The sequence below is a fragment of the Gaetbulibacter aestuarii genome (genome assembly GCF_039537665.1).
Taxonomy (GTDB): Bacteria; Bacteroidota; Bacteroidia; order Flavobacteriales; family Flavobacteriaceae; genus Gaetbulibacter_A; species Gaetbulibacter_A aestuarii.
Map to the genome: position 1 here is coordinate 796,771 of NZ_BAABAY010000001.1, position 12,180 is coordinate 808,950.

The 12,180-nt window shown below is 40.0% G+C and carries 12 protein-coding genes and 1 tRNA gene; 6 read left to right on the forward strand and 7 right to left on the reverse strand.

Annotated elements, in window-relative coordinates; all coding sequences use genetic code 11:
* Positions 1 to 101: 101 nt before the first annotated feature.
* Both ABD682_RS03480 and ABD682_RS03485 read right to left on the reverse strand, forming a co-directional pair.
* Positions 102 to 1,229, reverse strand: a complete 1,128-nt coding sequence (locus ABD682_RS03480; protein ID WP_344739038.1) for an acyltransferase family protein — start codon at positions 1,227 to 1,229, stop codon at positions 102 to 104.
* Positions 1,230 to 1,247: 18 nt separating this feature from the next.
* On the reverse strand, positions 1,248 to 1,838 hold the full coding sequence (locus ABD682_RS03485; RefSeq protein ID WP_344739040.1) for an ankyrin repeat domain-containing protein: 591 nt from the start codon (positions 1,836 to 1,838) through the stop codon (positions 1,248 to 1,250).
* A 235-nt stretch (positions 1,839 to 2,073) separates the two neighbouring features.
* On the opposite strand from ABD682_RS03485, the gene ABD682_RS03490 reads away from it, so the two are divergent.
* Positions 2,074 to 4,158 carry a helix-turn-helix domain-containing protein gene (locus ABD682_RS03490; protein WP_344739042.1) on the forward strand — a complete coding sequence of 695 codons (2,085 nt, stop codon included), beginning with the start codon at positions 2,074 to 2,076 and terminating at the stop codon, positions 4,156 to 4,158.
* Positions 4,159 to 4,325: 167 nt separating this feature from the next.
* On the opposite strand, the gene ABD682_RS03495 is transcribed toward ABD682_RS03490, so the two are convergent.
* The 3 genes from ABD682_RS03495 to rbfA all read right to left on the reverse strand — a co-directional run bounded on the left by ABD682_RS03495 (position 4,326) and on the right by rbfA (position 6,727).
* The gene (locus tag ABD682_RS03495; protein WP_344739044.1) at positions 4,326 to 4,748 is read right to left on the reverse strand and encodes a VOC family protein; all 423 of its coding nucleotides are present in this window, start codon (positions 4,746 to 4,748) and stop codon (positions 4,326 to 4,328) included.
* Between the two features lie 315 nt (positions 4,749 to 5,063).
* Positions 5,064 to 6,272, reverse strand: a complete 1,209-nt coding sequence (locus ABD682_RS03500) for an FtsX-like permease family protein (protein WP_344739046.1) — start codon at positions 6,270 to 6,272, stop codon at positions 5,064 to 5,066.
* A gap of 59 nt (positions 6,273 to 6,331) precedes the next feature.
* Positions 6,332 to 6,727: a 30S ribosome-binding factor RbfA gene (gene rbfA, locus ABD682_RS03505; protein WP_344739048.1), complete on the reverse strand. Its 396-nt coding sequence runs from the start codon at positions 6,725 to 6,727 to the stop codon at positions 6,332 to 6,334.
* Positions 6,728 to 6,839: 112 nt separating this feature from the next.
* Here rbfA and mce point away from each other — a divergent pair, with 112 nt between their 5' ends.
* The 5 genes from mce (at position 6,840) to ABD682_RS03530 (ending at position 9,485) form a co-directional block, all read left to right on the forward strand.
* A complete protein-coding gene (gene mce, locus ABD682_RS03510; protein ID WP_344739050.1) occupies positions 6,840 to 7,244 on the forward strand; it encodes a methylmalonyl-CoA epimerase in 405 nt (134 codons plus the stop codon).
* Positions 7,245 to 7,421: 177 nt separating this feature from the next.
* A complete protein-coding gene (locus ABD682_RS03515) occupies positions 7,422 to 7,679 on the forward strand; it encodes a GIY-YIG nuclease family protein (protein WP_344739052.1) in 258 nt (85 codons plus the stop codon).
* Positions 7,657 to 7,730 (forward strand) — tRNA-Ile (locus tag ABD682_RS03520). Before ABD682_RS03515 ends, ABD682_RS03520 begins: the two co-directional genes overlap by 23 nt.
* Before the next feature lie 99 nt (positions 7,731 to 7,829).
* Positions 7,830 to 8,390, forward strand: coding sequence for a magnetosome magnetite crystal formation protein family (locus tag ABD682_RS03525; RefSeq protein ID WP_344739054.1), 561 nt, complete (start codon positions 7,830 to 7,832; stop codon positions 8,388 to 8,390).
* 108 nt (positions 8,391 to 8,498) lie between these two features.
* Entirely contained in the window at positions 8,499 to 9,485 is a 987-nt protein-coding gene (locus tag ABD682_RS03530) for a hypothetical protein (RefSeq protein WP_344739056.1), read from the forward strand.
* A 98-nt stretch (positions 9,486 to 9,583) separates the two neighbouring features.
* Here the strand turns inward: ABD682_RS03530 and ABD682_RS03535 are convergent, their stop codons facing one another.
* Both ABD682_RS03535 and ABD682_RS03540 read right to left on the reverse strand, forming a co-directional pair.
* Entirely contained in the window at positions 9,584 to 10,801 is a 1,218-nt protein-coding gene (locus tag ABD682_RS03535; RefSeq protein WP_344739058.1) for a hypothetical protein, read from the reverse strand.
* Positions 10,802 to 10,956: 155 nt separating this feature from the next.
* Complete coding sequence (locus ABD682_RS03540) at positions 10,957 to 11,985, reverse strand: methyltransferase (RefSeq protein ID WP_344739060.1); 1,029 nt, start codon at positions 11,983 to 11,985, stop codon at positions 10,957 to 10,959.
* Between the last annotated feature and the right edge of the window lie 195 nt (positions 11,986 to 12,180).

The window sequence follows — 12,180 nt, forward strand, 5'->3', positions numbered from 1 at the left end:
TTTGGAGTTCTATTCATGAGATTGCCGCGTCGCTCACTCCTCGCAATGACGAAACGGAACGTCATTACGAGCATAGCGAAGTAATCTGTTAATTGAGAGTTCTATTCATGTGGTTGCTGCGCCGTTGTGCTCCTTGCAATTCCGGTATAATTAGACGCTTTGTTTTGTTTAGAAAGCTTCCAATTCCATTTCAATCCAAAAAGTGGGCGTAAAAATGAAATCCGTCTGATTATAAATTCATAAAGGACCATGCAAACCGAAAAGGTAATCAGAGTTATAGCTATAAATTTCCATACCGGATGAAGCGCTAAAGGTAAAATAATGACGGCCGCTCCAAACAGCACAAACATATGAATGATATATACCGGATAAGCGGCCTGACTTAAATACTGTAATCTGGCACTTGGTTTATTGAGGTATTGAAATCCGATTCCAAATACTGCTAAAATCCATCCGTTAAACTCCACGGCTTTTAAATAATACATAAGATCTGTTTCTCCGTTTGTCAATCGTAGCGCGAATAATACGGATGCTATAATGAGATATAACCATTTCCATTTAGAAACTGTTTGCCAAAATGATCTTCCGCTGTAAACGAATAAAAAACCGAACAGAAAAGCTAAAAGCCCAAGAAAAAATCCATGCCATGTCTGTGCATATAATTCAAATAATTGAGGTTTCACCAAAACCAATTCAGCCATATAAAAAAGCGCAACTGTTAAAGGTGCCAGGGCAAAAGACATGAATTTGGATAAGATCTTTTTGAACCTTCCGTTTTCGTGCTTTTTCAAATAAAAAAATAAGGGGGAAAGGATAATGACATAAGCAAAAATGTTTCCCAAGAACCAAAGATGTGCACTACCCGGATAATGGGTTAAAGGTAAATTGTAAAACTTTTGAAACAGCCAGACATGAATGGGGGTGATGGCTAAAAACCCAAACACGAACGGTATAAAAATTCGTTTGGTACGTTCTAATAGTAATTGCTTCCAGTTTCTTTTTCTCATGGCGAAATACAAACCCATTCCGGATACATAAAATAGTAAAGGAATGCGCCACACATTGAGCATCGTCATAGGCGTCCAAAGCCAGGAAATAGAGTCATCATTTTTTATGAATCCGATGAACAAGGCCCAGGGTTGAAATAGGATAGCGATATGGTATATGAGTAATAAACCTATGGCGATAACCCGGATCCAATCGATGTCGTAACGTCTTTGAGTTTTCATTGTGCTGCGCATTAAAAATTATTGTAGCATCATGGCTATCACTGGTCTTGCTTTTTGTAAAGCATCAAGGTCTAACTCAAAACCCATCGGACTCAATTGCTGGTTTAGCATATCATAAACAGGCTTTACTTCGTTGAAGTCCATGATTATAGATTCTCTTGGTGTGGCGCCGTATTTGTTACGAATTCCTTTATCGGCATTGGCGTCAATTAAAAGCTGAACAATTTCAATGCGGCCTAAAAAAGCGGCAACATGTAAGGCTGTGGCACCATCGTTATTTTTAATCGATAAATCAGCATGAGCATCGATAAGCGCTTTTGCAATTTCGGGTTTATTAAAAGTGGCAGCGCTTATTAAAGGTGTTGAGCCTCCAAGAGGTTCCTTTTCATTGAGATTTGTTCCAGCTTTTATATGTTGTTTTACAGCGTCGATATTTCCGGTGATTACAGCAGTTTGGATATCGACATTTGGTTTTTCAATGGTGCTTTCCAGTTTACTGAAGGGTTCGTTTTTTTCTTCCTCAGAGGTTCTGCAAGAACTCACAAGCAATACAGTTAAAAGCATTACAATAGGGGTTAATTTGATTGCGATAATGTTGATCGTTTTCATGATTTAAAAAATTTAATTTATACTGTTTTGATTTTGTATTACAAAGTTCCGGTGATCCACGACGCAGGACTAAACAGTTAAGCGGCAATATGTAAAAGCTTTGAATCAGACATAAAAATTATGACGCAGCAATATCACTTATGACGCAATTGGCTAATTTTTTTACTGAAAAGCAGTGGTTTAACGGAGGCTCTTTTGAATTAAATTTTCTACTTTAGTTTTCTTAAAAGAAATCATGTCACAGAGCGCATTTCCGGGAAAATTTCTAGACGAAGCCAAGGTTTTGATATCGGAGCATATGTCGAATGAACTATTCGGCGTTTCTGAGTTGGCCGCCCTGATGCACATGAGTCGCTCGAGTTTACTGAGGAAGATCAAAAAGGAAACCGGTGTTTCCGCCAGCCAATTCATTCGAAATTTACGCCTTGAAAAAGCTAAAGAACTTTTAAAGGAAACCGAACTTGGCGTTTCTGAAATATCCTATGAAGTTGGCTTTGGGAACAACTCCTATTTTATAAAATGTTTTAAAGCACGTTATGGCTTTCCTCCGGGAGAAGCAAGAAAACAATTCCTTGAACAGGAAATCATGGAGACACCGGAAATTACCGCTATTCAGGCCAAAAACTTTTTAAAGCGTTATAAATTACCTTTTGCTGCAATGGCGGTAATTGCAGCCGTTGTTGCGGTGATCCTGTTGCTAAAAAAGCCTGCTCAGAATTCAATTCAAGCACAACCTGATTTCAAAAATGCGATAGCTGTTTTACCGTTTAAAAATATGAGTAATGACTCCACGAACCTGTATTTTGTTAATGGTTTAATGGAATCGGCCTTGGGAAATCTTCAAAAAATAAAGGATCTGCGTGTAATCAGCAGAACTTCAGTAGAGAAGTATAGACACACCAATAAGACCATTGCAGAAATAGCTAAAGAACTTCATGTGAATTATGTGGTTGAAGGTAGCGGACAACGCGATGGCAACCAGGTACTATTACACATTCAGCTTATAGATGCCTCCAATGATACACCGATCTGGGCTGAGCAGTACAACCATAAGATCGTAGATATTTTCTCCTTACAAAATGCTGTTGCGAAAAAAATTGCCGATGCCATTGAAGCCAAAGTTACACCTGCCGAGTTGGAGCAGATCGAGAAAAAACCAACAGATAACCTGAAGGCCTATGATTTTTACTTGCAGGCCCTGATTCCTTTTCAAGAAGAAACCAAAGCCGGTTTGGAAAAGGCGATTCCATTATTTAAAAAAGCAATTGAGAACGATCCTAAATTCGCTTTGGCCTATTCCAAATTAGCCATAGCATATTATTTTCTGGATATTTATCAAAATGAAAAGCGCTATACCGAGATCATAAATAATTATGCAGATAAAGCCCTGTTGTACGATCCTAAATCGGCAGAAAGTCTCATATCAAAAGCCTTGTATTATATGCAGATTCAGGATTATCGTTTAGCTATTCCTCATTTAGAAAAAGCTTTAGAGTACAACCCTAATTCGTCGGCGGTTATTCAGATCTTGTCAGACCTATATGCCAGGGTGATTCCGGATACTCGTGAGTATTTAAAATACGCATTGAAGGGGCTGCAGCTTGATATTGAGGCTAATGATTCGGTAGAAAAAAGTTTCATTTATCTTCATTTAAGTAATGCCTTTATACAAAATGGATTTACCACTCAAGCTTCTGAATACATTGACAAATCTCTGGAGTATAATCCTGAAAATTATTATGCCCCTTATTTAAAGGTTTTTATTCAATATGCCCAAAACCAAAATTTAGACCAGACCAGAAAGGCTTTAATTACTGAATGGAAAAAGGACACAACCCGATTGGATATTATGCAGGAAATCGGGAAGTTCTATTATTTTCAGGAAGATTATGATAGCGCCTATTATTATTACCACAAATTCATAAGCGTTAAAACAGCACAAAACCTTAATATTTATCCGCAAGAAAATTTAAAGATCGGAATCGTTTATGACGCCTTGGGATTTCATGAGGAGGCCAAAGATTTTTATCAGGCTTATGCCAGCTACTGTAAGAACGATATTTCTATTTATAAACCGGCAAGTTTAGCCATGTGGTATCTTCATGAAAATAAATCGAAGTTAGCCCTGGAATCCTTGAGGTCGTTTTCGAATAACCAAAATTATCAGTATTGGATATTGTTGTTTTTGGAGAAGGATCCCTTGATGAAAAAAATAAAAGGAGATCCCGGCTATAACGCCGTAATGCAAAGGATTAAGGAGCGATTTTGGGACAACCATGATGCTTTAGAAAAAACGCTGAAGGAAAAAGGGTTGATATAAAAATAGAAACAAAGTTCTTTCTACCTCCGGCAGGCCTTCGTAGCGCTCCGTTTGAATGACCGTAGAGCATCGTTTTTTGTGATGTCATTCAGAGTGAAATGGAAAATGAAACGAAGCATCTTCATCCGTAAATTTCAGCAATCAAAAATTCCAAGCACAAGAGGCTGTTATTTATAAAAATGATCCTCATCCACTTTGATCGTGGTCAGCTCCACCGTATGACCGTCCGGATCTTTGGTGTATATTGAATCGAAATAAATATGATCTTGAATACTAAAATCTAAATTCAACTCCTGATAGTGCTTTTTGGCTTTTTCAAAATTGTCTTGGGTCACATTAAAAGCAAAGTGATCGATTTTAATATTTTTTGACGATGGTTTGAGTTCCGGGTCTTTCAGATTTGCGGGGAACAAGGCCAGCCCTGATTTTCCAGACAGCATAAAAACAGGAAAGTCTCCCCATTCCGGAAGTTGATAACGTTTTAGCCCCAGAACAGTTTCATACCAGGTTGCGGAAGTTTCCAAATCTGCTACCCGAATGGCTACGTGGTCTAAAAAGCGAATGTCAATATTGTTTTTTGATTCCGACATTGTAATTTAATTGCTATCACCAAGATAGTGATTTTTGAGATTTATCAGTCACTTCGTTCCTTCTGTATGAAAGAGTTACTACGTTTGTTGTGGTGTCATTCAGAGCGAAATGCAATGAAGCGAAGCATCTCCGTACTTTTATTAGATTAGATTCTTCCTCCGCTGCGCTTCGTTTGAATGACAGTAAAGTCTTGTTTATTACAGCAGCCCACAAGAGGGATTGCAGCGGCAGCTTTTGTAAAATTTCAATCTATGATTTTACAAAACTATAGCAGAAAGCCCGGTGACCGCCCGAGCGGGCACTTGCCCAAATAATTATTGATTTGTGGCCACTAAAGCCTTTGAAATTCGTACCGATGCGATCTTGGAAGCGATAACGCCCAGCGCTATGATAGTGCTCAAGACGATAAAAATATTTTCGATTTTGATGTTTACCGGATAAGGCAGACTGGGTGTGATCATGACCATACTGAAGCGTTGTTGCAGCAGGATAAGGATAAGCGCCAGCAGGAGCCCGAGGGTCCCTCCGATAATACTCATGAGACTGCCTTGTAAAAAGAAAATACGCCGGATATTCTTTACTGTGGCGCCTAAATTAAAGAGGGTGTTGAGACTTTTCTTTTTGTCGAGCATCATCATGATGAGTGAGCCGATGATATTGAAAAATGCAATGATTAATACCAGTGTGAAAATGAGGTATACCACCAGGTTTTCAGTGTTGAGCATTTTGTAAAGGGCATCATTGAGCTGCGCCCGATTTTTAATGATCACCTGATTGCCAAGGATGGTTTTAAGTTGTTGTTTCACGGTGTCTTCATCGGCTGTTGAAGCGAGTTGGAATTCGATACCGCTGATCTGGTTGGGTTTGTAATTGAGTAATTTTTGCGTGAGTGGCAGGGAGGCAAACACATAAGAATCGTCGTAATTATCGTTAATGGCAAAGATGCCTACATTTTGCGTACGCACCGTGCTGAAGGCGTTTCGTGTGGATGTGATTTGTCCGGTGCCGGGTTTGGGTACGTAAACATCGACAGGTTTGGTATAATCGAGTACGCCCATAGATAGATTGTTGGAAATACCCCAGCCCACCACGATCTGGTCTGTTTTCGGTTCGAGCCAGTTGCCGTATTCGATCACCGAATCGATGGCCACAACATTTGAGAAATTTTCGTCGACGCCCTTTATTTTAGCGAGATAATTTTTTTTGTCGTAGTTAAGGACCACGCGCTCTTCAATGATCTTACTGTATTGAGCCACATCTTTAAGGGTGTCGAGCGCCTGGAGTTGTTCGTTGCTTATAAAAAAGGATTTTCCGGTAGCGGTTTCTGCTTTGAGATCGGGATCGACCACGCTGGTAAATTTCAGTGTAAAATCTTTAAGTCCGGCGAAACCCGAGAGTACGATAAACAGGGAGGCGGCGCCCAGAATGATTCCCGTGATGGCAATGTAGGTCATCACATTAATAGCGTTGTTACTACTTTTGGAGCGTAGGTAACGTTTGGCGATGTAATAGGATACATTCATGGCCTAAAGATAACAAAAGCCTGCCTATTGCAAGCGGCTGGAAATGGGATTTTACCGACTTAAGATTTTTTGCGTTTGTCGAGGAGGTTGGGATCTTTAAGCGGATCCTCTTTTCCTTTCAGAGACTGCTCGATACGATCGATATACTCCAGGGAGTCGTCTATAAAGAATTCGAGCTGTGGCATACGGCGTAGTTGATGTTTGGTGCGTTGTGCCAGTTCGTGGCGAATTTGCGACCCGTTATCACGGATGCCTTTTATGAGCTCTTTGGCTTTATCGTTTGGGAAGATGCTCAGGTAGGCCTTGGCAACAGACAGATCAACGGTAACATGTACTTTGGTTACCGAAATGAGTACGCCACGCATCCCACCCTGAGTGGCGGCATTTTGAAGCACCTCTGCGAGATCCTGTTGCAGGACACCGGCTATTTTTTTTTGTCTTTGACTTTCTTCCAAGGGTATTAATTGTTTTAAAGGTGTAAAAAAGCACCGCTGCAAAAGTACGGATATTTAAAGATTATCTTAGTTTTGAGCTACAAATTTTATATCTTTCTTGAAACAGAGGCCTATGAAAAAAATAGAACATATCGGGATCGCGGTGAAAAATATGGACGACTCTAACAGCTTGTTTAGCAAACTGTTCGGTGCCCCGGAATATAAAACCGAAACCGTAGAAAGCGAAGGTGTAAAAACCGCGTTTTTTAAGTGCGGACCCAACAAAATAGAATTGTTGGAAGCCACCAACCCAGACAGCCCGATTGCGAAATTTATAGCAAAGAAAGGCGAAGGCATTCATCATATTGCCTTTGATGTAGACGATATTGAAGCCGAAATAAAACGCTTAAAAGCAGAAGGTTTTGTGGTGTTGAACGATACCCCCAAACCCGGCGCCGATAATAAGCTGGTAGCCTTTTTACATCCGAAGAGCACCAATGGTGTTTTGATCGAATTATGCCAGGAGCGACCAGCCTAAAGCCTTGGCGCAATAAGGCATGAAAAGGTTTGCAGTATTTTAAAAATAGTAGTAATATTGCAGTCCGATTTCGGGTCCTATACCTGCCTGCTTGGCAGCATGGCAGGCAGGACTCAGTTGGTTAACCGCCTACCTGCCGGTAAGGCAGGCAGGGAGTATCTGACTAAACAAGGAAACATGTTTGTTTACGTTCTAATAAGTGAAAAAGATGGACGGTTTTATGTTGGAATGAGCTCTAATGTTGAAAAGAGGTTAAAAGAACATAATGCCGGAAGGACAAAAAGCACCAAAGGGTATCGTCCCTGGAAATTATTTTTGTTCGAGACTTATGAAACGAGACAGGAAGCCAGAAAGCGTGAGAAGTATCTGAAAACAGGGTACGGGAAGCAATGGCTTAAAGAAAAATATAATCGGTCCTATAACTCAGTTGGTTAGAGTATCTGACTCATAATCAGAAAGTCCCTGGTTCGAGCCCAGGTGGGACCACCTAAAACCCTGAAGAATAGTTTTCTTTGGGGTTTTTTATTTCCAAAACATAACGGGTTCAAAAAATCTAAATTATATTTGTTCAAACATTACTTTTTTGTGAGTGTTCTTAAATCCATAAGAGAAAAAGAAGGGTATACCCAGACTGATTTAGCGACTAAAACAGGTCTGTCCTTACGCACAATTCAGCGTTTAGAAAACACCAATAAAATCCCTAAAGGGTATACTTTAAACGCTCTGGCAGAAGAGTTCCATATGGAGCCTTCGGCCTTACAGGCGCAATATCTCCACACAAAACGTTCTCGGGATTCTGAAATCTCAACGATCAAGATGATCAATTTATCAGCCTTTTCCTTTCTTGGTATTCCATTCGGAAATTTAATTCTGCCCATTATTATTTGGAGGAATAATCGGGATTCACAATTCGTTGATGAGGTAGGTCGACGCATTGTTAATTTTCAAATTTTGTTCACATTAATTTTATCCTTGTTACTCATTTTAATGCCCTTTACCGTTTCAAAACTATTTCCCGGTATCCCACTCGTATTGATTACAGCACTTATGGCCTATCTTTTTAATATCGTTGTGATCATTCGTACGGCTGTAAAGATCCAACACCAGGACTTTGATTTTTTAAACGTTTCTTTTCGTCTTATTTAGACCTACAACTGAAATTGTCGTAAAAATGGCGGCATGAAAACCCGCTGTATTACTGAGATTCCTTATTTCTTTGCCTCCGGAAATTAGTTATTCAAAATTTTATTTATCATGAAAAAAATTATCGGTTACAGCGTATTAGGGCTCATAGGCCTTGCATTAATTCTTGGAATCTTCGGGATCAGACATTTTAACAACAAGTATTTTAAAGAACGCCCGGCGTATTTAGAGCTCACTCATGGATCTCAAGCGATGCATTTTAAATGGACCAACCAGAAAGTAGAAGGACACATCGAATACCAGACGGGTCTTTTAATACCTGTCCAGATTCAAGACCTTGAACACAACCTGTATATGCAATTTGATACAGGGGCTCCTGATTCCTTCTTCTATGAAAAGGATCTTAAGTCATTGCGGAATTTGGGCTATGCTATTGAGGAAGTTCAAAAAGATGGGTTCCGGTTTGTGAAATCCTTAAAATTAAAATTGGGAGGGCAACCTGTTACCTTATCCATGGTAAAGATCTATCCGAACTATGGGAATACGTTTTCAGCTGAATTTAACTCAAAAATCAATATTAATATTGGCGCTATTGGTAGTGATATCCTGGTAGATCGGATCACCTCCATTGATTTTAAGAATCAGACCATCCAGTTTTTTGAACAACGTCCGGAGTGGATGCAGGGTCTCAAGGGTTTCAAAGCATTTGATTTTCCGGGACGCCGTGTGATGCTTCCCGCGATCGTAGATGGTAAGAAGTATGAGTTCTTGTATGATTCCGGATGTTCAGCCTTTGGATTAATTACCACCAAACAACGCTTTGAAAAATATTCAGACGCCTCTACTCCCGTAGAAAGTTTTGGAGCCAAAAGCTGGGAGGATAAAATCTATATTAACAGTAAATCAAGTGATTATCCACTTAGTATTGGAGGAGCTAAATTAACAATGAAGCGCGTTTCATGTGTAGATATGTATGCTTTCCTGCAACCTTTGGTAACCCCATTTACACGCATTGGGGGTTGGATGGGTAATCAGGCTATAAATGAGAGTCGCCTCATTCTTGATACAAAATCCAAAGAATTTTTGATCACCAATTAGGTGATTCATGTGATTGTAACCGATCCAGATGCCTGAAACGTTCATGGCTTGCTATGACTATCAGGTGTCTGGTTACCGGTTAAGGATAGGCCTTCGTTTCATTTAAAAACAGGAACTTTTAAGCCGATACCTGTTTGAAGATCGGGCGCATTATTTACAACGAAATCTTCTTTAATATATAACGATAACTGCAGTTTTGGGGTACCGTAAGTATAAATAAACGACCAGTTCGAAAGCGCCTTGTAAAGGGTTTCTACCCCGTGTTGCCAACCGCCGTTTATTTCGCGCCACTTGCCTAAAAGTTTATAATAATCGGCTTCTACTTTTTTATTGTAGCGGGATTGAATTTGATAATTAACTCCGAAAGCATTGTAGTTTTTACGTTTCGTAAATCTTACAAGTTCAAGATTACCTTCCAGGGTCGCTAAATATGGATTATTTCCCAGATCCATAACCTCTTTAAAATTGATGACATTTTTACGCAAAACATTTGCGCCTACTGCCACATTAAATTCCAAGTTGTTCTTTAAGGGTATTTGTTTAACGGCATTTGCCGAAACACCGAGATCCACAGCCGTATTATATTTAGAGGTATTTAAACCCAGATGCGTGCCGAAATTTAAAAACACATGGGCGTTTTTGTTCATCTTGAGCTTTGGATAATAGAAATGATTCAGTTCAATACCTCCGATAAAAAAATCATTGTTGTTAAGTTGTAGGGTGTTACCATTTCGATCCAAATATTCAAAATGCACCTGATCAAATCCGTAATATTTTCTACCATAAGGGTCTTCGCCTCCCGCAATATGGCTATGAAAAAATTCAATGATTTCATCACCGGTAAAGATTGAAAAAGGATACGTTCCTTTCGTTATGACATAGGATCTTAATTGAATGTCGAGCTCATGGGTCTTGGAAAGGGGGATGCTTATGCCAACCCGAAACGCCTTAATTACGGCATCAACCACAATGTTCATATAATCGGCAGGTGTGGTTTCCTGATCTATAAAATTGAACGGGCGATCATGCCAAATGATGTGACTTAATTGCTCTCTGACTGTAGGATCTTTGGGGAAATACGCTTCAACATAGGGATGAAAGGTATTCCCGCTAATATGATTGAAGGTGAAGGTTGTTTTTTGGGGCGATTGAAGTTTAAAGTTGGTATTTATTCTAGAACTAAAAATACCGAAATGATGGGTGGTTAACAGACTTGGGTTATCAATACCATTTTTAAACACGATACTATCATTCTCCTGAGATAGGCACACCATGCTTAGCAGGCTACCTAGAATACAAAGTATTTTTGTACGCATAGTTATAAGAATATATAATGTTCAAATCAAAAAAACCTGGTTTTTAATATTGTTGAATGTTTGTCGAAAATTTTAAATTTTTGGTGCTCTGGTAATAAAATAAGCCCGAATCATGTTTTGATTCGGACTTTCAATTTGAAAAATATTTTAGATTATTACTTGATCGCAATCACGGCGCTTGTAGGTCCGGTGAGTGGCATGACTGATATTTTGGTAAAACCACATTCGTTGGCCCATGTGCTAAAATCGGCAGCAGAAAAGTCGAAGCCTTGGTCGGTTTCGATATTCATATTGAGCGACATCATCAAGCCGAAGGCATTACTACTGCGATCGTCGTCGATGATGTTTTCGATCACTACCAAAGCACCACCTTTAGGCAAGGCTTTACACGCTTTCGTTAAGAGCATTTTTTTGTCTTCCACACCCCAGTCGTGCAGCACATTCCCCATGGTAATGATGTCTGCCTTGGGGAGTTCATCTTCAAAAAAGTCACCTGCCACGGCAGTTACCCGGTCGCTTAGCCCCATGTTTTTAATGTTTTCCATGGCGATAGGTTTTACAGCCGGCAAGTCGAAGGAAATACAATTCATGTGCGGATTGTTCAGCGCTACCTGGCATGCCATATGGCCGCCGGCACCACCTACATCACACAAGGTTTTGTAATTGGAAAAGTCGAAGTTCTTTGCAAAGGTCATAAAGTTGCCCATTTGGATACCGCCCATGGCTGATACAAATTCGCGGAGTCGTTCTTCACTGGAATAGATGGCTTCAAACAGCGGTTTATCGCCATGCTTGGCTTCGTTCTGTGGTTTTCCGGTTTTTAGGCCGGTTTCGAGATCGTTCCAAAACGGATAAAGGCGGTTGTTAGACATTTCCAGAAGTCCACCCATATAGCTGGGTTTGTTCTTATCGAGAAATACATCAACATCCTCGGCATTGGAATACATGGCCGAAGCTTTAATTCCGGTGCGCTTCAGGAATCCCAAAGCTACCAGGGTATCCAGAAAATCATAAAGACCGCGCTCATGCAGCCCGAGTTTTTCCCTGATCTGTTTTCCGGACATGGCGCCCTTGGCTAAATGGGTAAATAACCCCATGTTTACGGCAGTAAGTAAGGTTTTTGAGGCCCAGAATCCCATCCCAACTTGCATGATATGCGATGGGTCGATTTGTTTTGCTTCCATTTTTATAATGTTTTGATTACTAGTCTGGTTTGTAATTATAAACTATGGAAAGCCACACAGGTGTAGGCGTATGCTATGCGATCCACATACCATAACCGGGTTTGAAAAGTTCTAAAAAGGAAAGATTGAAGACTCTAATTTACAAAAAAATTGGGTTGGGATGGGTAATGGGGTTGGGATTGGGGGAATTTTAAC

Excerpts from the sequence above, each read along its gene's own strand:
- ABD682_RS03480 (WP_344739038.1), bottom strand. The coding sequence starts at position 1,229 with ATGAAAACTCAAAGACGTTACGACATCGATTGGATCCGGGTTATCGCC.
- ABD682_RS03485 (WP_344739040.1), bottom strand. The coding sequence starts at position 1,838 with ATGAAAACGATCAACATTATCGCAATCAAATTAACCCCTATTGTAATG.
- ABD682_RS03490 (WP_344739042.1), top strand. The coding sequence starts at position 2,074 with ATGTCACAGAGCGCATTTCCGGGAAAATTTCTAGACGAAGCCAAGGTT.
- ABD682_RS03495 (WP_344739044.1), bottom strand. The coding sequence starts at position 4,748 with ATGTCGGAATCAAAAAACAATATTGACATTCGCTTTTTAGACCACGTA.
- ABD682_RS03500 (WP_344739046.1), bottom strand. The coding sequence starts at position 6,272 with ATGAATGTATCCTATTACATCGCCAAACGTTACCTACGCTCCAAAAGT.
- mce (WP_344739050.1), top strand. The coding sequence starts at position 6,840 with ATGAAAAAAATAGAACATATCGGGATCGCGGTGAAAAATATGGACGAC.
- ABD682_RS03515 (WP_344739052.1), top strand. The coding sequence starts at position 7,422 with ATGTTTGTTTACGTTCTAATAAGTGAAAAAGATGGACGGTTTTATGTT.
- ABD682_RS03530 (WP_344739056.1), top strand. The coding sequence starts at position 8,499 with ATGAAAAAAATTATCGGTTACAGCGTATTAGGGCTCATAGGCCTTGCA.
- ABD682_RS03535 (WP_344739058.1), bottom strand. The coding sequence starts at position 10,801 with ATGCGTACAAAAATACTTTGTATTCTAGGTAGCCTGCTAAGCATGGTG.
- ABD682_RS03540 (WP_344739060.1), bottom strand. The coding sequence starts at position 11,985 with ATGGAAGCAAAACAAATCGACCCATCGCATATCATGCAAGTTGGGATG.